Annotated in this window: 19 protein-coding genes; 13 read left to right on the forward strand and 6 right to left on the reverse strand. The window is 68.6% G+C overall.

All coding sequences use genetic code 11. The annotated features are described in order from the left end of the window. Window positions 1-34 precede the first annotated feature (34 nt). Together IPU70_RS10060 and IPU70_RS10065 are read left to right on the forward strand one after the other, a co-directional pair. Entirely contained in the window at window positions 35-994 is a 960-nt protein-coding gene (locus IPU70_RS10060; protein WP_207466945.1) for a tripartite tricarboxylate transporter substrate binding protein, read from the forward strand. 34 nt (window positions 995-1,028) lie between these two features. Further along, entirely contained in the window at window positions 1,029-1,610 is a 582-nt protein-coding gene (locus IPU70_RS10065) for an amino acid synthesis family protein (protein ID WP_207466947.1), read from the forward strand. A 69-nt stretch (window positions 1,611-1,679) separates the two neighbouring features. Here the strand turns inward: IPU70_RS10065 and IPU70_RS10070 are convergent, their stop codons facing one another. Continuing rightward, a complete protein-coding gene (locus tag IPU70_RS10070) occupies window positions 1,680-2,369 on the reverse strand; it encodes a FadR/GntR family transcriptional regulator (RefSeq protein ID WP_207466949.1) in 690 nt (229 codons plus the stop codon). 174 nt (window positions 2,370-2,543) lie between these two features. Between IPU70_RS10070 and IPU70_RS10075 the strand changes: the two genes are divergently transcribed. The 7 genes from IPU70_RS10075 to IPU70_RS10105 all read left to right on the forward strand — a co-directional run bounded on the left by IPU70_RS10075 (window position 2,544) and on the right by IPU70_RS10105 (window position 9,527). Further along, window positions 2,544-4,112 (forward strand): amidase, encoded by a 1,569-nt coding sequence (locus IPU70_RS10075; protein ID WP_207466951.1) that lies wholly within the window; start codon window positions 2,544-2,546, stop codon window positions 4,110-4,112. A gap of 188 nt (window positions 4,113-4,300) precedes the next feature. Further along, window positions 4,301-5,509 (forward strand): ABC transporter substrate-binding protein, encoded by a 1,209-nt coding sequence (locus IPU70_RS10080; RefSeq protein ID WP_013393058.1) that lies wholly within the window; start codon window positions 4,301-4,303, stop codon window positions 5,507-5,509. A gap of 183 nt (window positions 5,510-5,692) precedes the next feature. After that, complete coding sequence (locus IPU70_RS10085; RefSeq protein WP_207466953.1) at window positions 5,693-6,583, forward strand: branched-chain amino acid ABC transporter permease; 891 nt, start codon at window positions 5,693-5,695, stop codon at window positions 6,581-6,583. Window positions 6,584-6,585: 2 nt separating this feature from the next. Then, the gene (locus IPU70_RS10090) at window positions 6,586-7,566 is read left to right on the forward strand and encodes a branched-chain amino acid ABC transporter permease (protein ID WP_207466956.1); all 981 of its coding nucleotides are present in this window, start codon (window positions 6,586-6,588) and stop codon (window positions 7,564-7,566) included. After that, entirely contained in the window at window positions 7,566-8,303 is a 738-nt protein-coding gene (locus IPU70_RS10095; RefSeq protein WP_207466958.1) for an ABC transporter ATP-binding protein, read from the forward strand. Before IPU70_RS10090 ends, IPU70_RS10095 begins: the two co-directional genes overlap by 1 nt. Continuing rightward, window positions 8,296-9,030, forward strand: coding sequence for an ABC transporter ATP-binding protein (locus tag IPU70_RS10100; RefSeq protein WP_013393054.1), 735 nt, complete (start codon window positions 8,296-8,298; stop codon window positions 9,028-9,030). Before IPU70_RS10095 ends, IPU70_RS10100 begins: the two co-directional genes overlap by 8 nt. After that, entirely contained in the window at window positions 9,030-9,527 is a 498-nt protein-coding gene (locus IPU70_RS10105; protein WP_207466960.1) for an ureidoglycolate lyase, read from the forward strand. Before IPU70_RS10100 ends, IPU70_RS10105 begins: the two co-directional genes overlap by 1 nt. Window positions 9,528-9,574: 47 nt before the next feature. Here the strand turns inward: IPU70_RS10105 and IPU70_RS10110 are convergent, their stop codons facing one another. The 3 genes from IPU70_RS10110 to IPU70_RS10120 form a co-directional block, all read right to left on the reverse strand. Next, entirely contained in the window at window positions 9,575-10,204 is a 630-nt protein-coding gene (locus tag IPU70_RS10110; protein WP_207466962.1) for a bifunctional 2-polyprenyl-6-hydroxyphenol methylase/3-demethylubiquinol 3-O-methyltransferase UbiG, read from the reverse strand. 151 nt (window positions 10,205-10,355) lie between these two features. Then, the gene (locus IPU70_RS10115; protein WP_207466964.1) at window positions 10,356-12,212 is read right to left on the reverse strand and encodes a phosphoenolpyruvate carboxykinase (GTP); all 1,857 of its coding nucleotides are present in this window, start codon (window positions 12,210-12,212) and stop codon (window positions 10,356-10,358) included. A gap of 145 nt (window positions 12,213-12,357) precedes the next feature. Next, window positions 12,358-13,980: an acyl-CoA synthetase gene (locus IPU70_RS10120; protein ID WP_207466966.1), complete on the reverse strand. Its 1,623-nt coding sequence runs from the start codon at window positions 13,978-13,980 to the stop codon at window positions 12,358-12,360. Between the two features lie 123 nt (window positions 13,981-14,103). On the opposite strand from IPU70_RS10120, the gene IPU70_RS10125 reads away from it, so the two are divergent. Further along, a complete protein-coding gene (locus IPU70_RS10125) occupies window positions 14,104-14,829 on the forward strand; it encodes a TetR/AcrR family transcriptional regulator (RefSeq protein WP_207466967.1) in 726 nt (241 codons plus the stop codon). On the opposite strand, the gene IPU70_RS10130 is transcribed toward IPU70_RS10125, so the two are convergent. Next, a complete protein-coding gene (locus IPU70_RS10130; RefSeq protein ID WP_207466969.1) occupies window positions 14,793-15,704 on the reverse strand; it encodes an SDR family oxidoreductase in 912 nt (303 codons plus the stop codon). The genes IPU70_RS10125 and IPU70_RS10130 overlap by 37 nt on opposite strands. Before the next feature lie 136 nt (window positions 15,705-15,840). Between IPU70_RS10130 and IPU70_RS10135 the strand changes: the two genes are divergently transcribed. Continuing rightward, the gene (locus IPU70_RS10135; RefSeq protein ID WP_207466971.1) at window positions 15,841-16,635 is read left to right on the forward strand and encodes an enoyl-CoA hydratase/isomerase family protein; all 795 of its coding nucleotides are present in this window, start codon (window positions 15,841-15,843) and stop codon (window positions 16,633-16,635) included. Here the strand turns inward: IPU70_RS10135 and IPU70_RS10140 are convergent. Next, complete coding sequence (locus IPU70_RS10140) at window positions 16,632-17,510, reverse strand: LysR family transcriptional regulator (protein ID WP_207466973.1); 879 nt, start codon at window positions 17,508-17,510, stop codon at window positions 16,632-16,634. The genes IPU70_RS10135 and IPU70_RS10140 overlap by 4 nt on opposite strands. Before the next feature lie 119 nt (window positions 17,511-17,629). Between IPU70_RS10140 and IPU70_RS10145 the strand changes: the two genes are divergently transcribed. Beyond that, window positions 17,630-19,129, forward strand: coding sequence for an MFS transporter (locus tag IPU70_RS10145; protein ID WP_207466975.1), 1,500 nt, complete (start codon window positions 17,630-17,632; stop codon window positions 19,127-19,129). A gap of 26 nt (window positions 19,130-19,155) precedes the next feature. Next, the coding region (locus IPU70_RS10150) for a M20/M25/M40 family metallo-hydrolase (protein WP_207466977.1) at window positions 19,156-19,828 on the forward strand (673 nt) is incomplete at its 3' end.

Here is a 19,828-nt window from a genome sequence, read left to right on the forward strand (position 1 = left end):
GCCCCAACAATAAAGACATCCACAGGAGACAAGCATGAAACGATCCGCCGCCACGCTGGCGCTGGTGCTGGGCGCGCCGCTGGCGCCCGCCGGCGCCGCGGGCTATCCCGACCACCCCATCCGCATGGTCGTGCCCTTCCCGCCAGGCAGCATCACCGACGTGGTGGCCCGCAGCCTGGGTAAAGCCATGGCCGACGATTTGGGCCAGCCAGTGGTGGTGGAGAACAAGCCTGGCGCCAACGGCATCATCGGCACCCACGACGTGGCCCGCGCCAAGCCTGACGGCTACACCCTGGTGGTGGTGGGCGTGTCCACGGCGGCCAGCGGCGTGAGCCTGTTCAAGGACCTGCCCTACAACCCCGCCACCGACCTCGCGCCCATCGGTGCCGTCGCCGAAACGCCTTATCTGCTGGTGGGCTCGCCGCGCATGCCGGGCACCCAGGTCTCCGATCTGTTCGCCTATGGCGCCCAGCATCCCGGCAAGCTGACCTATGCCTACGGCTCGGGCAGCGCGCAGGTGTTCGGCGCCAAGCTGGCGGCCATGGGCAAGATCAACGTCACGCCGGTGCCCTACCGCGGCGGTCCGCAGGCCCTCACCGACGTCATCGGCGGCACCGTCGACCTGACCTTCACCGACCTGGCCAACGGCCTGCAGCAGGCGCGCGCCGGCAAGGTCAAGACCTACGGTGTCAGCACGCCGGAACGCTTTCCGCTGGCGCCGGACATCCCCACGCTCAACGAAACCGGCGCCCCCGGCTTCGACCTGACCGTGTGGTTCGGCCTGATGGGTCCGGCCGGCTTGCCCGCGCCCGTGGTCGAGCGCCTGTCGCAATCGCTGGGCAAGGCCCTGGCCAATGGCGAACTCAAGCAGACCTATGAACGCCAGGGCCTGACGGTCAAGCAGCAGACCCCGGCCGAATTCGGCGGCTTCGTGCGCGCCGAGATCGACAAATGGGCGGCCATCGTCAAGGAAACCGGCATTCCGCCGCAATGAACGCCCTCTTCAACCGCAACCAGGAATTCACCGCATGTCGCTGATCGATATCCGCAAACGCTGCCTCATCGTCGAGACCACCTACCACGAGAACGGCCCGGCGCCCGAGCGGCCGCTCAAGCTTGCCGCCGCCTGCGCCGTCATCCGCAATCCCTATGCCGGCCGCTACGAACCGGACCTGATGCCCTTCATGGCCGAACTGCGCAGCCTGGGCACGCTGCTGGCGACCGAGTTGGTGGACACGCTGGGCGGCAAGGACCAGATCGAGGTCTACAGCAAGGCCGCCATCGTTGGCCTGGACGGCGAAATGGAGCATGGCGCGGTCTGGCACGAGGCCGGCGGCTGGGCCATGCGCAGCGTGCTGGGCGAACCCCGCGCCATGGTGCCCGCCGTCAAGGCCGTGGCCGTGGCCGGCTACCGCATGATGGTGCCGGTGCACTACATCCACGCTTCCTACGTGCGCAGCCACTTCAACAGCATCGAGATCGGCATCCAGGACGCGCCGCGCGCCAATGAGATCCTGTTCGCCCTGGTCATGGGCACGGGCGGCCGCGTGCATTCGCGGCTGGGCGGGTTGACCAAGGAAGCCGTGGCGGTGCACGACGGACAACGGTAGCGGCTGTGCCGCTCGATGCGCGCAGAGCACAGGCAGAAGCCCCGGAACCCATGCCAGCCTGAACAGGCCCTAGGCGCCCGGGATCGTCAGCGACAGGCCCGCGCGGTCGGCCACATTGCATATGTGGGCGCGCATGGCGCGGCGCGCGGCGTCGGCCGAACCCGTCGCCAGGGCATCGATGATGGCCGCATGTTCGTATATCGGCTCGCGCACGCGCGCGGGGTCGGCGAACGCCACCTGCCGGCTGCCGTCGACCACATCGGCGATGCTCTCGGCCAGGTCCAGCAGCATGGGGCTGCCGGCGATCTCGTACAGGCAGGCGTGAAAGGCGCTGTCGCCTTCCGACATCGCCACCAGGTCGCCGGCGTCGGCGGCCTGTTCCATGTGCGTGATGGTGGCGCGCAGGCGGGCCAGCCCCGCCTGGGTGACGACGCCGGCGGCCAGGCCCGCCGCCAGTTCCTCCAGCTGGTTGCGCACCAGATAGACGTCGCGCAAGGCGTAACGGCCCTGGAAGCGCCAGCGGCCGTAGGCGCTGCCCAGGCCTTTCTCGCCGGGCCGGGCGATGAACACGCCACGCCCCGCTTCGCTGCGCAGCAGCCCCAGTCCTTCCAGCATGGTGATGGCCTCGCGCAGCGAGGCGCGGCTCACGCCCAGCTCCTCGGCCAGTTGACGCTGCCCGGGCAGCTTGCCGGCCTCGGCCCAATCGCGCTGGCGGATACGGGCCTGCAACTGCTGGGCTATATGTTCGACGGTGTTCATCGCGGAATTCTCAAGGCGTGGGCGCGAGGCGGCCGCCCGGTTTGGCGTTGACAGCCATATACTGCCTGGGCATTATGACATTCAACTGGTCTGACCGGTTAGGATAAAGCCGTACTGCAAAGCGCCCCGGCATGGCCGCGGGCCCCACGCCCTTTCTTGTTCATAGCGCCGCTTATGACCGACCTCTACGACCGATTTGCCCGCGCCGTCGACGCGATGGCCCGACTGGCTGACTACCCTTATTCCGAACGCCGCCAGGCCTGGCTGGACCGGCTGCGCATCAACCTGCCCGAGCTGACCGTGCTGGACTCGCTGGCGCCGGAAGCCGAGCTGGGCTACCTGGCGCCGCCTGCCGCGCCGGCCGATAAGCTGCCTGCCGCGCAGGCCGGCCGCGGCGTCGCAGTGTCGCGCCACGCGCGCGGCATCGCCGCCATTGCCCGCGAATGCCGCGACGATCCGGCGCGCGCGGCCGAGGCCGCCAAGGCCGCGCTGGCCGCGGCCCGCCAGCTGGCTGACCTGAATGCCTTCATCAGCCTGTCCGACACCCCAGCCCTGGATGGCGCAGCGGCCGCGGCCGCACGCAAGCTGCGCGAAGGCGCTGCCATGCCGCTGATGGGCGTGCCGATAGCCGTCAAGGATCTGATGCAGGTCGCGGGCTTTCCCCAGACCAACGGCAGCGGCGGCCTGAAGCCGCCGCCCGCCCTGCGCGACGCGCTGGCGGTGGCGCGGCTGCGCGAGGCCGGCGCGCTGGTGGTGGGCACCACCAACCTGCACGAACTGGCCTACGGCATCACCAGCGAAAACCCGCACTACGGCTGGGTCGGCAATCCCCGCGGGGCGGGCTATACCGCAGGCGGCTCCAGTGGCGGCTCGGCCGCGGCAGTGGCTGCCGGCATCGTCCGCCTGGCCATAGGCACGGACACGGCCGGCTCGATCCGCATCCCTGCCGCCTGCTGCGGCGTGGTCGGGTTCAAGCCCACCTTCGACGCCATTTCGCGCGAGGGTGCGCAGGCCCTGGGCGCCAGCCTGGACCATCTGGGCCCGATCGCCGCCAGCGTGGCGGACGCCGCCCTGGCCTATTCCATCATGTCGGGCCAGGCCGAACGCACCGTCAGCGCGGGCGCGCTGACCGGCCTGCGCGTGGGCGTGCCGCGCAACTACTTCTACGACCCGCTGGCCGAGGACGTGGCGCAGGCGGTCAACCATGCGCTGGCGCTGATGCAGGCCGACGGCGCCATCCTGGTGCCGCTGGACCTGCCGGGCGTCGAGCACAGCGCGGCGCTGCAGTTCGCCACGCTGTGCAGCGAAGCCACCGACATCCACTGGCGCCGTCTGGTCGACCAGCCCGAGACCCTGGGCGACGACGTGCGGGTGCGCCTGGAGATCGGCCAGTTCCTGCCCGCCACCTGGTACACGCGGGCGCAGCGCGGCCGCGCCGCGCTGGCGCAGATGTTCGACCAGGCAATGCAGTCGGTGGACGTGCTGGTCACTCCCACCCTGCGCATCGAGCCGCCGCGCTCGGGCGCGGGCGCAGTCACGATCGCCGGCCGCGAAGTGCCGCTGCACACCGCCGTCACGGGGCTGACCATGCCTTTCAACCTGACCGGCATGCCGGCGCTGACCTTGCCCTGCGGCAGCGGCCGCAATGGCCTGCCACTGGGACTGCAGATCGCCGGGGCGCGCGGCGCCGACTGGCGCGTGCTGAACACGGCCGCGCGCGTGGAAAACCTGCTGGCGGCCTGACGCCACGGTAATGGCCGGCGCCCTCGCTGGCGCCAGCCATCATGCTGACAAGCTCAAACTGCTGGTAAGCCCTAACTGGTCAGACCGGTACTACAGGATTAAAAAACAAGCAGAATTCCCGCCCGCCGACACCGTTCGCCCGCGCGAATGGCGGCATCGCCGTACCTCCTTTCCAAAAGGAAACCACGATGAAACTGCTCCGCCTCGCCGCAGCCGTATCCGCGGTCGTACTCGCCTCTGCCGCCCATGGCGCCGATCCCGTGGTCATCGGCGTCAGCATCGCGCAATCCCCGCCCGGCTCGGTGGTGCAAGGCACCCAGGTCAAGGACGGCGTGGAAATCATCGCCAAGATGATCAACGACAAGGGCGGCGTGCTGGGCCGGCCGCTGAAGATCATCTACGAAGACAACCAGGGCATCCCGGAAAAGGGCCGCGCGGCGGCCGAAAAGCTGATCTCGCGCGACAAGGTCGTGGCGGTGACGGGCGGCCACCAGAGCTCGGTCTGCCTGGCCGAGATCGAAGTCGCGCACCGCTACAAGGTGCCCTACGTCAACACCAATTGCTGGTCCGACGACGTGCGCGCCAAGGGCTATCCGGAAGTCTTCAATCCGGCCAACTACAACACCCGCGTCTCCAGCGCCATGGCCGACACCATTGCCGCGCTGAAGGTCAAGAGCGTGGTCGCCTTCGCCGAGAACACCGACTACGGCATCGGCCAGGCCAAGCTGCTGGGCGAATTCCTCAAGAAGGCCGCGCCGCAGACCCAGTACAAGTACATCGCGCTGGACCGCGCCGGCAAGGACTTCACGCCCGCCGTGCTGCCGCTGCGCGCCAGTCCGCCCGACCTGGTGGTCAACATCATGCTGCCGCCGGCCGCCTACATCCTGATGAACCAGTTGTATGAACAGGGCGTGGCGCCCAGCGCCAAGACCTGGTTCTATGACGGCGCCGGCATCGCCGACTATCCCGATTTCTGGAAGAACGTGAAGGAAGCCGGCAAGTACATGCTGGCCTTCGGCCTGTACCACCCGCAGATGCCCATGCCGCAGATCGGCATGGACGTGGCCGCCACTTACCAGAAGCAGGCCAAGACCGAACCCAACCGCCTGATCTTCCAGGCCGCGGACTCGGTGCTGCTGATCGCCCGCGCGATCGAAGAGGCCAAGTCCACCGACAGCGCCGCCATTATCAAGGCGCTGCAAGGCATGCAGTTCGAAGGCGTACGCGGCAAGTTCGGCTTCTCGCAGCAGCCGGGCTACACCTACCAGCAATGGGTCGACATTCCCTACGTCACCTATCAGCTGACCGAGGTGGACCAGCCGCTGAGCAAGACCACGCTGATCCAGGCCACCGGCCAGCCGCTGCAGGTCGACAAGCTGGTCAAGCCGGCGAAGTGATTGTGTCCCGCTAGGGGGGAGCGCTTTTGCCTTCGGCCCGCCCGACGGCAAAATTGCCCCCCCAACGCTGTGCCTCAGGCGGGTTCCCCCAAAGGGGCGCGGCCCGACGGCCAAATGGCCGGACCGCCTCGCCATCGGAACCGCAACACGCCGGGGCCCCGCCCCGGCGCCAGGGAGAATCGAGTGCTGGCATTGGACCTGTTCGTCAACGGCCTGATCATCGGCCTGTACTACGCGCTGATGGCGGTCGGCCTGACCATGATCTTCGGCATCCTGAAGGTCGTGAACTTCGCCCATGGCGAGTTCTACATGATAGGCGCCTACACCTACACCATGGTGTCGCTGGCCCTGGGCGTGCCGCCCTGGCTGGCGCTGCCCATCGCGGCCGCCGCCGGCGCGCTGCTGGGCTGGGCCACGGAACGCTGGCTGATGCGCCCGCTGTACGCCGGCTACGGTTCATGGGGGTTGATGAAAGACGAGTACGCGGTGGTCGTCACCTTCGGCCTGTCGCTGCTGCTGATCAACCTGGTGGACAAGGTTGTGGGCCCCTACCCCATGCGCGGCCCGTCGCTGTCGGACGTGACCCGCATGGCCGTCGGCCCTTTCATGATGAGCGGCCAGAAGCTGATCACCGCGGGCCTGTCCATCGTGCTGCTGATCGGGCTGGCGCTGTTCATCAAGCGCTCGCTATGGGGCCGGCAGGTACAGGCGGTGGCGCAGAACCGGTTGGGCGCGTCCATCGCCGGCATCGACACGGCGCGCGCCAGCAGCATCATCTTCATGGCCTCCGGCGTGCTGGCGGCGCTGGCCGGCGCGCTGCTGGCGCCGGTCATCAATCCGGCGCCGGACGTGGGCGCGTTCCCGGCCATCAAGTCCTATGTGATCGTGGTGATCGGCGGCATGGGCTCCATTCCCGGCAGCATCGTGGCGGCGCTGGCGCTGGGCGTGCTGGAGAGCTTCGGCGCGGTCTACCTGTCCTATGACTACCGCGACACCTTCGGGCTGGCGCTGTTGATCCTGATCCTGCTGTTCCGGCCCAAGGGCCTGTTCGGCGAACGCGCGCGGGAGGTCTGAACATGGAACCGCTGGCCCATCCCAATCTGCTGCGCAACAAGCTGAGCCAGGAAATGCGGCTGTCGCTGCTGTTCCTGGCGGTGCTGGCGCTCTTGCCGCTGGGCGTGTCCTCGCCCTACTGGCTGGGCGTGCTGATCGTCAGCATGTACTTCGCCATGCTGGCCTGCGGCTGGAACCTGCTGGCGGGCTACGCCGGCCAGTTCTCGCTGGCGCCGGCCGCCTTCGCCATGCTGGGCGGCTACACCACCGGCCTCCTGGCCTATCACTGGAAGGTGCCGTTGTGGCTGGGCCTGCCGCTGTCGGCGGTGGTGCCGGGGCTGGTCGGCCTGGTGCTCGGCCGCATCGTGCTACGGCTGTCAGGCCCCTACCTGGCGCTGACCACGCTGTCCTTCGCCGAGATCGTGCGCCTGGTGATCTACAACTCCATCGACTTCACCCGCGGCGACCAGGGGCTGCACGTGCCGGCGCTGCTGGAAAGCCGGGTCGGCAATTACTACCTGTTCCTGGCCGCGCTGGCGGCGGTGACCTTGCTGATCTTCCTGTTGCTGCGGGCGCGTCCTGGACGCTTCCTGCAAGCGATCCGCGACGACGAGATCGGCGCGGCCAGCCGTGGCATAGACGTGGTGCGCTACAAGACGCTGGCCTTCCTGGTCAGCTGCGCCATCTGCGGCTTCGCGGGCGGCCTGTACGGCACCTTCGCGCAACTGGTCAGCCCGGAACTCGGCATCGTGACGCAGACCGGCATGGTGATCGCCATGGTCGTGATCGGCGGCATGGGCACGCTGGTCGGGCCGCTCTTGGGCGCGGTGCTGGTGTACGTCGCGTCGGAACTGCTGCGCGACGTGGGCAACATCCAGATGATCGTGTTCGCGCTGCTGGTCATCATCTTTGCGCGCTTCTTCCGTGAAGGGCTGTGGGGTCTGGCGCGCCGCGCCTTCCTGCGCCGCTCCGGCGGCGCCCGCGCCAGCGCCAGGGGGGCCTGATGCCACTACTGCAGATATCCGGAATACAAAAACGTTTCGGCGGCCTGCTGGCCGTGAACGGCGCGGGCATGGACGTCGCCGACGGCGAACTGCTGGGGCTGATCGGCCCCAACGGTTCCGGCAAGACCACCCTGCTCAACGTGCTGTCCGGCCACCTGGCGGCGGACGCGGGCCAAGTGCGCCTGGACGGCCGCAGCGTGATGGGGCTGAATCCCACTCAGCTGACGCGCCTGGGCGTGCTGCGCATGTTCCAGATGACCCGGGTCTTCAACCGGGTCAGCGCCTACGACAACCTGATCGTGTGCGGGCTGGCCATGGGCCTGGACGAAGCGGCCGCCAGCCGGCGCGCGCTCGAGCTGCTGGCAGAGCTGAAGCTGATGCACGTCATGCACCTGGACGCCGGCCAGCTGTCGGGCGGGCAGAAGAAGCTGCTAGAGTTCGGCGCCTGCTTCATGGCGCCGCCGCGCATCGCCTTGCTGGATGAGCCCTTCGCCGCCGTGCACCCGGTCATGAAGGAAACCATGTCGGAGTTCATCCGCCGCCGCAACCAGAGCGGCCAGACCTTCATCCTGGTCAGCCACGACATGCCGGTGGTGGTGGACCTGTGCCCGCGCTCGGTGTGCATGAACGCCGGCCGGGTGCTGGCCGACGGCCCCACGCAGCAGGTGCTGCGCGAACCCGCGGTGATCGAGGCCTATCTGGGCGAACAGGGACAAGAGGAGCAGGACCATGCCTGACACGCTGCTCGCCATGGAAGGCGTGACCGCGGGCTATATGGGCGACATCGACGTGCTGCGCAACGTCTCGCTCACGGTGCAGGCCGGCCGCATCAGCGGCCTGATCGGCCTGAACGGCGCGGGCAAATCCACGCTGATGAAGGCCATCTGCGGTTTTCTGCGGCCCAAGTCCGGCCGCGTCACCCGCGCCGGGCGCGACATCTCGGGCCAGCCGCCGCACCGCATGATCGACGACGGCCTCTGGTACATCCCGCAGGAATCCAGCCTGTTCCCTTATCTGACGGTGGAGGAGAACCTGCGCCTGCCGCTGGAAGGCCGGCGCAAGCGCTATGGCGACGTGCTGGAGCCGCGCTTCACGGAAACGCTGGAGCGCTTTCCGGTGCTGAAGGAAAAGCTCAAGGACCAGGCCGGTAACCTGTCCGGCGGCCAGCAGAAGTCGCTGGAATTCGCCAAGGCCTATATGGTGCAGCCGCAGGTCTGCCTGATCGACGAGCCCAGCATCGGGTTGGCGCCGCGCGTCGCGGCCGAAGTGTTCCAATGGATCCGCGCCTTCGCCGACGCCGGCATGGGCATCCTGCTGGTGGACCACAACGTACGCCGGGTGGTGGCCATGTCCAATCACATCTATGTGCTGAGCCTGGGCGAGATCACCGCATCCGGCTCGCCCGAGGATTTCGCCGGCGACCTGCACGAGCAGGTGCGCGAATGGCTGGGGATCAACTTCTGATGGCCGCCCGGACTCTCACCGCGCAGCCCCTGTCCGCCGCCGCCTTCGCGCCCTACGGCGAGGTCGTCAGCAGCGCGGACCGCGCCGGCCGTTCCATCAACGCCGGCACCTCGCTGCGGGTGGAAATGGGCGAACCCGATCTGCTGGACGCGGGCGGCCGGCCGTCGCTGTCGGTATTCCGCGCGCAAGCGATCGCCCTGCCCTTTGCCGCGCGCATGCTGGAGCGCCACCGTCTGGGCAGCCAGACCTTCCTGCCGCTTGCTGGCACGCCGTATGTGGTGCTGGTGGCGCTGGGCGCGGACGCGCCGGACCCGGCCACCTTGCGCGCCTTCATCGCTGGCGCGGGCGTGGGCGTCACGCTGCGCCGGGATGTCTGGCATCACCCGCTGATGGCGTTGGCCGACGGCGAATTCGCCGTGCTGGAGCGCGCCGGCCCTGTGGTGGATTGCGAGTTGGCGGACCTGCCGGATGCGCCCTGGACGATCCGGGCCGCTTGAGTCCAAGCCAGGCTCCGTCCGCGGCTCCCTTTGGTATCGGCCGGCGGCTAGCCCGCCCGCCGCCAGACGCTGGCCAGCCAGGGCTGCTCTTCGCGCGGCAGGCCCTGCGGCCGGTAGTAGTGTTCAAGTTCCTCGAAGCCCGCCGCCGTCATCAGGGCGCTCCAGCCTTCCAGGTCATGGTAGGCGCCATAGCGTCCGCGATTCCAGCCTTCCTGGTTGCCGCCGCGCGGGTTCGAGCTGAACAGCACGCCGCGCGGCTTGAGCGCGCCATGCAAGGCCTGCAACACCTGCGGCAACTCCTGGCCAGGCACATGGAACAAGGCGGCATTGGCGAATATGCCGTCGAAGCGGCCCGGCGGCAGCGCCAGGCGCAGGAAGTCCTGCTGCCAGACCTCGCAGCCGGTCGCCTGCCGCGCCATTTCCACGAAGCGCGGCGTGCCGTCCAGGCCGACCGCGCGGTGGCCCAGGGCGGCGAACGTTTTCAGGTCGCGCCCCGGCCCGCAGCCGAAGTCCAGGATGTCGTAGGGAGGATCGCCTTCAATGTGGCGCAAGAGCGCCGCGATGTTCTGGCTGACGTCGTGGTCGCGCGTGCCGGCCTCGAACGAGTCGGCATTCTCTTGATAGTGCGCGACGGTCAGGGAACTGATTTTGGCGAGGTCTTCGGCGTCGAGTTTCATGAGGCCATTGTGCCGCAAAAGCGGCATGCAGCCGAAGTCGGAAAGCTGATCTGCCTGGGTGACTGGCACGCCGGCAGATCAGGTTTCCCATGAAGGGGCAGGCACTTGGCGGGCGCCGGTGCCTGACAGCCTTACAACGCGTCGCCGGGCCTCAGGCCGCCAGCCGGCCTTCGATCTTGGCCTTGGCGGCCGGCAGATCCTCGGGCAGGCCCTGCGCCAACTGGGTGAACAGTTCGTCATGCAGCGCCAGTTCGTCGCGCCAGGCGCCGGCGTCCACCGACATGACTTGCTCGAACTTGTCCGGGCTGAACTCCAGACCGGTCCAGTCGATGTCCTGGTAGCTGGGCGAAATGCCGAACACCTGGTCCACGCCCTTGGACTGGCCGTCGATGCGGCCCAGCATCCAGCGCAGCACGCGCATGTTGTCGCCGAAACCGGGCCAGACGAACTTGCCGTCCGGACCCTTGCGGAACCAATTGACGCAGTAGATGCGCGGCAAGGTGGCGCCGGCGGCTTCCAGCTGCTTGCCCAGCTTCAGCCAGTGGCTGAAGTAGTCGCTCATGTTGTAGCCGCAGAACGGCAGCATGGCGAAGGGATCGCGGCGCACCACGCCCTGCTGGCCGGCGGCCGCAGCGGTGGTTTCCGAACCCATGGTGGCGGCCATGTAGACGCCTTCGACCCAGTTGCGGGCTTCGGTGACCAGCGGCACGGTGGTGGAGCGGCGGCCGCCGAAGATGAAGGCGTCGATGACCACGCCTTCGGGGTTTTCCCATTCGGGGTCGATGGACGGGCATTGCGCGGCCGGCGCGGTGAAGCGCGCATTCGGGTGTGCCGCCTTGCGGCCGGTTTCACGCGCGATGGCGGGCGTCCAGTCCTGGCCCTGCCAGTCGATCAGGTGCGCCGGCGGCGTGTCCGTCATGCCTTCCCACCAGACGTCGCCGTCATCGGTGAGCGCCACGTTGGTGAAGATGACGTTGGCCTTGAGCGTGGCCATGGCGTTGAAGTTGGTCTGCTCGCTGGTGCCCGGGGCCACGCCGAAATAGCCGGCTTCCGGGTTGATGGCGTGCAGGCGGCCATCCTTGCCCGGCTTGATCCAGGCGATGTCGTCGCCGATGGTGGTGACCTTCCAGCCGTCCATGCCTTGCGGCGGGATCAGCATGGCGAAGTTGGTCTTGCCGCAGGCCGACGGGAAGGCCGCGGCCACGTGGTACTTGCGGCCCTTGGGCGAGGTCACGCCCAGGATCAGCATGTGTTCGGCCAGCCAGCCCTGGTCGCGGCCCATGGTGGAGGCGATGCGCAGCGCGAAGCACTTCTTGCCCAGCAGCGCGTTGCCGCCGTAGCCCGAGCCGAAGCTCCAGATTTCGCGGGTCTTGGGGAAATGGACGATGTACTTGGTCGGGTTGCAGGGCCAGGCCACGTCGGCCTCGCCCGCGGCCAGAGGCTTGCCCACGGAATGCACACAGGGCACGAAGTCGCCGTCGGCGCCAAGCACGTCGTAGACCTGCTTGCCCATGCGCGTCATGATGCGCATGTTCACCGCCACGTAGGGGCTGTCGGACAGTTCCACGCCGATGTGGGCGATGTCCGAACCCAGCGGGCCCATCGAGAACGGCACCACGTACAGCGTGCGGCCGCGCATGGCGCCGTCGAACAGGCCGTTGAGCGTGTCGCGCATGGCGGCGGGCTCGGCCCAGTTGTTGGTCGGGCCGGCGTCTTCGGCGCGGTCGGAACAAATAAAGGTGCGGTCCTCCACGCGGGCGACGTCGGAAGGATCCGAGCACGCCAGGAAGGAATTAGGCCGCTTGGCGGGGTTCAGCCTGCGCATGGTGCCCGCTTGGACCATCTGCTCGCACAGCCGGTCATATTCTTCCTGGGAACCGTCGCACCACACGACCTGATCCGGCTTGGCCAGGGCAACAAAGCTGGCGACCCAGTCGATCAGGCCGCGGTGCTTCACGTAGGCAGGCACGTTCAAGGCTGCCAATCCCCCATCCAAAGGCTTATTCATCGGGGTTTCTCTCCATACTAGTAAGGCTAATGGTGATACGGCCCCAATTGGCATGGGGCCGTAGCAATTTGCGCCATCATACTTGCAGCGGCAGGTTGCCCGTCAACCCATCCTCTTGGACGACATTGTCACCGGTTGAGACGGGTCAGGAGTAGCTGCCGTCGCGCAACTCGCGGCGGATGATCTTGCCGGTGGCAGTGGTCGGCAAACTGGTTACAAATCGGATCGCGCGCGGATACTCGTGGGCCGCCAGGCGCTTGCGCACATGGGCCTGCAGGTCCTTCACCAGCGCGTCATTGCCCTCGTAGCCTTCGTTCAGCACCACATAGGCCATCACGATCTCGGTGCGCTGGGCGTCGGGCACGCCCACCACCGCCGCCATGCGCACCGCGGGATGGCCGATCAGGCAGTCCTCGATGGGACCGGGGCCGATGCGGTAGCCGGCGCTGGTGATGACATCGTCGTTGCGGCCGACGAAGCGGATGAAGCCCCCGGCGTCGCGCACGCCCTGGTCGCCGGTCAGCAGATAGTCGCCGGCGAACTTTTCGGCGGTGGCCTCGGGGTTGTTCCAGTAGCCCAGGAACATCACCGGGTCCGGGCGCAATACGCCGATATTGCCCTCCTGTCCATCCGCCACTTCGATGCCACTGTCATCCACAATAGCGACGCGGTGGCCCGGCGCCGCGCGGCCGATGGCGCCGATGCAGGGGTCGAACAGGGACGAGCAGGAAGACACCAGCATGTTGCATTCGGTCTGGCCGTAGAACTCGTTGATGGTCACGTCCAGCACGCGCCGCCCCCAGTCTATGAGTTCCGCCCCCAGCGACTCGCCGCCGCTGGCGACCGAGCGCAGCGCCAGCGCGCCGGCCCCGGCGGGAAGCTCGGTGCCGCGCATCATCTTCAGCGCGGTCGGCGGCAGGAAGGTGTGGGTCACGCCGTGGCGCGCCATCAGCTCGAAGGCGCTGGCGCCGTCGAATTTCTCGAAGCGGCGCGCCAGCACCGGCACGCCGTGATGCCAGGACGGCAACAACACGTCCAGCAGGCCGCCGATCCAGGCCCAGTCGGCCGGCGTCCACATGAGCGCGGCGTTTTCCGGGAAGAACTCGTGCGACATCTCCACGCCCGGCAGATGGCCCAGCAGCACCCGGTGCGCATGCAGCGCGCCCTTGGGCTTGCCGGTGGTGCCCGAGGTATAGATGATGACGGCCGGGTCGTCGGCCGCGGTCGCCGCCGGCGTGTAATCGTCGGATTCGGCCACCAGCGCGGCATGGAACGGCACGGCGTCGTCCGGGCAGTCCTGGTCGATGCAATAGACCACCTTCAGGTCCGGCAGGCTGGCGCGGATCTCGCGCAGCTTGCGGCAGCCTTCGGCGTCGGTCACCAGCGCCGCCGCGCCGCTGTTGGCCAGGCGGTACTGGATCGCGTCCACGCCGAACAGCGTGAACAGCGGCACCGCCACCGCGCCCATCTTGTAGACGGCGATATGGGTCACCGCGGTTTCCGGGGCCTGCGGCAGGTAGACGGCGACGCGGTCGCCGCGCTTGACGCCATGGCGTTCCAGGCTGTGCGCCAGGCGGTTGGACAGCGCCTTGATCTGATCGAAGGTGTAGCGCGATTGCGCGCCGTCGCTCTTCTCGTAGATCAGCGCCAGGCGGCCGCTGCCGTCGGCCCATTTATCGCAGGCGTCGACGCCGATGTTGTAGGCCGCCGGCACCTGCCATTGGAACTGGGACGCAAGCTGCGTGTAGGAATCGGCTCTGGACAGCATGGTTTGTCTCTGATGTTGTTGTCGAACGCGCCGGCGCCAGGCGCCGGCGATGTAACGTCTTGCCTCAAACTTGACCCTGGCTCAATAATAAGCCCCGCCCACCCGCAGCCCCTTCTCCAACGCATGGAAAAAGCCGCCACCGTCCCGATGCGCCGCCCGCCGGCCAGCGCCAAATCCGAACAGCGCATCCGCGACATCCTGCGCGTCGCCCGCCAGGTCTTTTCCGAAGCCGGCTTCCAGGCCGCCACCACCACCGAGATCGCGCAGCGCCTGGGCGTGTCCGAGGCCACGGTGTTCACCTATTTCGGCGGCAAGCGCGAACTCTGCGTGCGCGTGATCAGCGACTGGTACGACGAAATCATCGCCAAGGTCGAGGACAACCTGCCCCATGTGCATGGCGCGCGGGCCCAGCTGCATTACCTGGTGCATGCGCACCTGCGCCACCTGCTGGCCGAAGGCACCGGCCTGTGCGCCTTCATCCTGTCCGAGGGGCGCGCGCGCAACGACGATTTCGGCGAGGTCTACGCGCAATTGCAGCGCCGCTACACCGCGCCGCTGATGCGCATCCTGGCGCAGGGCCAGGCCGACGGCGACATCCGCCGCGACATGCCGCTGCGGCTGCTGCGGTCGGCCGTCTACGGGCCGATGGAGCATGTGCTGTGGGACGCCATCCTGCGCGGCGCGCGGGTGGACGTGGCCGCCACCGCCGACCAGCTGGTCGGCTTTCTGTGGCAGGCGCTGCAGCCGCCCGCGCAGGACGCGCTGGCGCTGGCGCAGTTCCGCGGCGAGGTGCGCGATGCCCTGCACAGGCTTCAATCGTCGGAAAACAAGGACGGCGGCTCGTACTGAGGAAAGCCGTTGTAGGCCTCGCCCCGCTCGGCGGGCGCCAGGGTCCAGGAGTGGCGGGCATTGGGCACGCCGCCATCCACCCGGATGACGCTGCCGTTGATAAAGGCCGCGGCCGGCGACAGCAGGAACACCACCGCCGCCGCCAGCTCGGCCTCGGTGCCGAAGCGCTGCAGCGGCACCTTGGTGCGCAGTTCGCGCAGCACGGCGCGGTAATCCTCGTCGTAGCTGTCCATGCCGCTGGAGGCGATCCAGCCTGGCGCCACCGCGTTGACGCGCACGCCGGCATGAGCCCATTCGCAGGCGGCGGTTTCGGTCAGGTTCCAGACGCCGGCGCGCGCCGCGCCCGAATGCCCCATGCCCGGCATGCCGCCCCAGATGTCGGCCAACATATTGACGATGGCGCCGCCGTGCTGGCGCATGTGCTGGGTATAGACCTCGCGCGACATCAGGAAGGTGCCGTGCAGATTGTTCTGCACCACCGCGTTCCAGCCGTTGTAGCTGATGCGTTCCAGCGGCGCGGGGAACTGCCCGCCCGCGCAATTGAACAGGCCGTCGATGGCGCCGTGGCGCGCCAGCACATCAGAAACCGCGCCGCGCACGCCGGCTTCGTCGCGGATGTCGCAGGCGTGCAGGCTGATGCGGCCGGCGGCCTCGGGGTAGATGCGGGAGATCTCGTCCTGCGCCGCCTGCAGCTTGTCCAGCTTGCGTCCCACCAGCGCCAGGCTGGCGCCCAGCGAGGCCAGCTCGTGCGCGGTACAGCGGCCCAGGCCGCTGCCTGCGCCCGTCACGACGATGGTCTTGCCCTGGTAGAGGCCCGGCCGGAATACCGATGCGTAGCGCTGGCCGGCGGCCGCGCCGCCTGCGTTCTGGCTCATGTCTCGCTCCATTATTTTTTTGAGGATAACTCAATATTTATCCCGATTCGATGGCTGCCGCGGAAATTTCAACCTAGAATCGAACGCTAGTCCCGTTGCTTTATTGAGCCTGAATCAAGAAAACTGGAGACCAGGAATGACCACGCCCGCCCCGCTGGAGATCGCCCACGACGGCCCCATCGCCCGGCTGACGCTGAACCGCCCCGAGATGCGCAACGCGTTCGACGACACGCTGATCGCCGCCCTGACCGGCGCCGTGCAGGCGGCGGTGGACGATCCCGCCGTGCGCGTGCTGCTGCTGACCGGTGCGGGCAAGGCCTTCTGCGCCGGCGGCGACCTGAACTGGATGCGCAAGATGGCCACGCTGACCGACGCCGAGAACCGCGCCGACGCCGCCAAGCTGGCGCGCATGCTGCACGCGATCTGGTCCTGCCCCAAGCCGGTGGTGGCCTGCGTCAACGGCGACGCCTATGCCGGCGGCATGGGCCTGGTGTCGGCCTGCGACATCGCCATCGCCGCGGACAGCGCGCACTTCTGCCTGTCGGAAACCCGGCTGGGGCTGCTGCCCGCCACCATCAGCCCCTATGTGCTGCGCGCCATGGGCGAGCGCGCGGCCAACCGCTACTTCCTGACCGCCGAACGCTTCGACGCGGCGACCGCGTTCCGGCTGGGCCTGGTGCACGACATCGCGCCCCTGGCCGAGCTGCCCAAGCGCGCCGAGGCGCTGTGCCTCGCCCTGTGCGACAACGGCCCCGGCGCGGTGCAGGCCAGCAAGCGGCTGGTGCGCGACTTCGCCGGCCAGGACATCGACGCCGCGCTCATCGCCGACACGGTGGAACGCATCGCGGCCGTGCGCAGCACGGACGAAGCGCGCGAAGGCGTCAGCGCCTTCCTGGAAAAGCGCGAACCCGCCTGGCGCGCAAGGCGCTAGGCGCCCAGCCGCTCGGCCATGAAATCGACGAAGGCCCGCAGCTTGGGCAGCGGATGCCTGCTGTCCGGCCACAGCACGGAAAAGCGGCCGCCGGCATCGAGACAGTCGTCCAGCACGGTGGCAAGACGGCCTTCGTCCAAGGCCGCCCGCAGCGCGAAATCGGGCAGATAGGCCAGGCCCAGCCCGGCTTGGGCCGCGCCGATCAACGCCTCCACGCTGTTGAAGCTCAGCGCCGCCGGCGCGGGTGCGACAGGGCCGTCGCGGAACTGCCATGGCTGCGCCTGGCCCGTGCCCGGATAGCGATAGGCCAGCCTGGCATGTCCGTCCAGCTCGCCCGGCGCTCGCGGCGTGCCACGGGCGGCCAGATAGGCGGGCGCGCCCGCCACCACGAAGCGGTAAGGCCGCAGCGGCCGCGCCCTCAAGCGCGAATCCGCAAAGTCGCCGCTGCGTATCACCGCGTCCAGGCCCTCGCCGATCACATCGACGATGCGGTCGTTGAAATCCAGTTCCAGCTCGATCTCGGGATAGCGGCGGGTGAACTCGGGCAGCAATGGCAGCAGCAGGCGGTAGCCGATGGCCGGCACGCTGACCCGCAGCCGGCCGCGCGGCGCCTCGCGGCCCCGCGTCACCTCGGCTTCCGCTTCATCCAGTTCGTTCACGATGCGCAGGCAGCGCTCCAGGTAGAGCGCGCCCTCCTCGGTCAGGCTGATGCGCCGCGTGCTGCGGTTGAGCAGGCGCACGCCCAGTCTGTCCTCCAGCCGCGCCACGCTCTTGCCCACGGCCGAGGCCGACAGGCCCAGATGCTCGGCGGCCGCGACGTAGCTGCCGCGCTGCGCGGCGTGGACGAAGGCATGTATTCCGCTCAGGCTGTCCATTTCCGTTCCATTAAGGAATATTTATCCGCTCATAAAGGATATTGGCGGTATTTTTGTTTCATTGACGCAATTTTATCCTTCATCGACGCCCATCCCGGCAATTCCAACCTGATTCGTCGATGCCTTCCTCTGCCTCTGTTCCCGTTTCCCCGGGCTGGACCGTGCTTGCCGTCTGCACGGCCGCCCTCATCCTGCCCTTGAGCTTTTCCGGCGGCGCCGTCGCCACCCCCGCCATCGGCCGCGACCTGGGCGGAAGCGCCCAGGCGCTCGGTTGGATCACCAACGCCTTCATGCTGAGCTTCGGCAGCCTGCTGATGGCGGCCGGCACGCTGGCCGACGCCTATGGCCGCAAGCGTTTGTTCGTGGCCGGCGTGGCTTTGTTCGCGCTGGTATCGGTTGCGCTGGCGTTCGCGCCCACGGTGGCCTGGCTGGACGGCCTGCGCGCGCTGCAAGGCGCGGGCGCCGCCGCGGCCCTGGCCGGCGGCTCGGCGTCCCTGGCGCACGCCTGCCCTGGTCCCGCGCGCACCCGCGCCTTCGCCCTGCTCGGCGCCAGTTTCGGCGCGGGCCTGGCGCTGGGGCCGATGCTGGCCGGACTGCTGATCGACAGCCTGGGCTGGCGCTCGGTCTTCTTGTCCAGCGCCGCAGTCGGCGCGCTGGCGCTGGCCGTCGCCCTGCCTCGGATGCGGGAATCGCGGGACCCGCAAGCGGGCCCGCTGGACTGGGCCGGCAGCCTGGCCTTCACCTGCGCGCTGGCGCTATTGACCTGGGGCATCCTGGAAACGCCCGCCGCGCGCGGCGCGTCCGCGCTCGCCTGGAAGCTACTGGCCGCCGCGGCGCTGTGCCTGCTGGCCTTCGTGGCGATCGAGCGGCGCGTGCGCCGGCCGATGCTGGACCTGGCACTGTTGCGCTATCCGCGCTTTGTCGGCGTGCAGATGCTGCCCGTGGCCACCTGCTATTGCTATGTGGTGCTGCTGGTGCTGCTGCCGATCCGTTTCATCGGCATTGAGGGGCGCGGCGAAGCCGGCGCTGGACTGGCGATGGCGGCCCTGTCCGCGCCGCTGCTCTTCATGCCGGCGGTCGCCGTCTGGACCACGCGCTGGATGAACGCGGGCCGCAGCTGCGCGCTGGGCCTGCTTGCCGCCGCCCTGGGCCTGTATTGGCTCAGCCGCATCGGCGTCGCGCAGCCGGCCCAGGCCGCGCTCTGGCCCATGCTGCTGATCGGCGCCGGCACCGGCCTGCCCTGGGGCCTGATGGACGGCCTCTCGATGAGCGTCGCGCCGCCCGAGCGCGCGGGCATGGCCGCCGGCATTTTCAGCACCACCCGCGTGGCCGGAGAAGGCATCGCGCTGGCCAGCGTCAACGCCTTGCTGAGCTTATTGATCTCCCACCGGCTCGGCGCGGATCCCGGCGCCGCCGCGCAATACCTCGTGGCCGGCGACATGGCGCAGGCCCTGGCCCACCTGCCCGGCGCGGGCCCGGCGCTGCTGCGCCAGGCTTATGACGACGCCTTCCGCCAACTGCTGCACGCGCTGATCGCAATCACCCTGGCCTGCGCTGCGGTGGTGGCGCTGTTCCTGGATGCGCCGCGCAGCCAGACGCTGCAGGCACGCATGCCATAATTCCAGGCGCAATTTCAGGAAGTCTCATGCCACACGCTTTTCCTCCCCTGAACGCCGAGCGCCTCTGGGCCCGCGTCGAAACCCTTTCCCGATACACGCTGCCGGACGTCCCCTGGACGCGCCGCGCGTTCTCGCCGCTGTTCGATGAAGCCCGCGCCTGGCTGCGCGGCGAATTCGAAGCCGCCGGCCTCTCGACCCGCCTGGACGCCGGCGGCAACCTGGTCGGCACGCTGGCCGGGCGCGATCCGGCGCGCAAGCCCATCGCCACCGGTTCGCACTGCGACACCGTCATGGCCGGCGGCCGTTTCGACGGCATCATCGGCGTGCTGGCCGGCATCGAAGTGGCCCACACCCTGCGCGAGCAAGGCGTGCAGCTGGAGCACCCTTTCGAGGTCATCGACTTCCTGTCCGAAGAGCCCAGCGACTACGGCATTTCCTGCGTCGGCAGCCGCGCGCTGTGCGGCCAGTTGACGCCCGACATGCTGCAGGCCCGCAACCCCGAAGGCGAAACGCTGGCGGCCGGCATTGCCCGCATCGGCGGCGATCCCTCGGCGCTGGGCGCGCCGCTGCGTGGCCCGGGCGGCACTGCCGCCTTCGTCGAACTGCATATCGAACAAGGCCCGGTGCTGGAAAGCCGCGGCCTGCCCATCGGCGTGGTCACCAACATCGTCGGCATCCGCCGCGTGCAGATCACGGTGG

Origin of the sequence: Achromobacter sp. SD115, from assembly GCF_017355315.1 — a bacterium.
GTDB classification, from domain to species: Bacteria; Pseudomonadota; Gammaproteobacteria; order Burkholderiales; family Burkholderiaceae_B; genus Achromobacter; species Achromobacter xylosoxidans_B.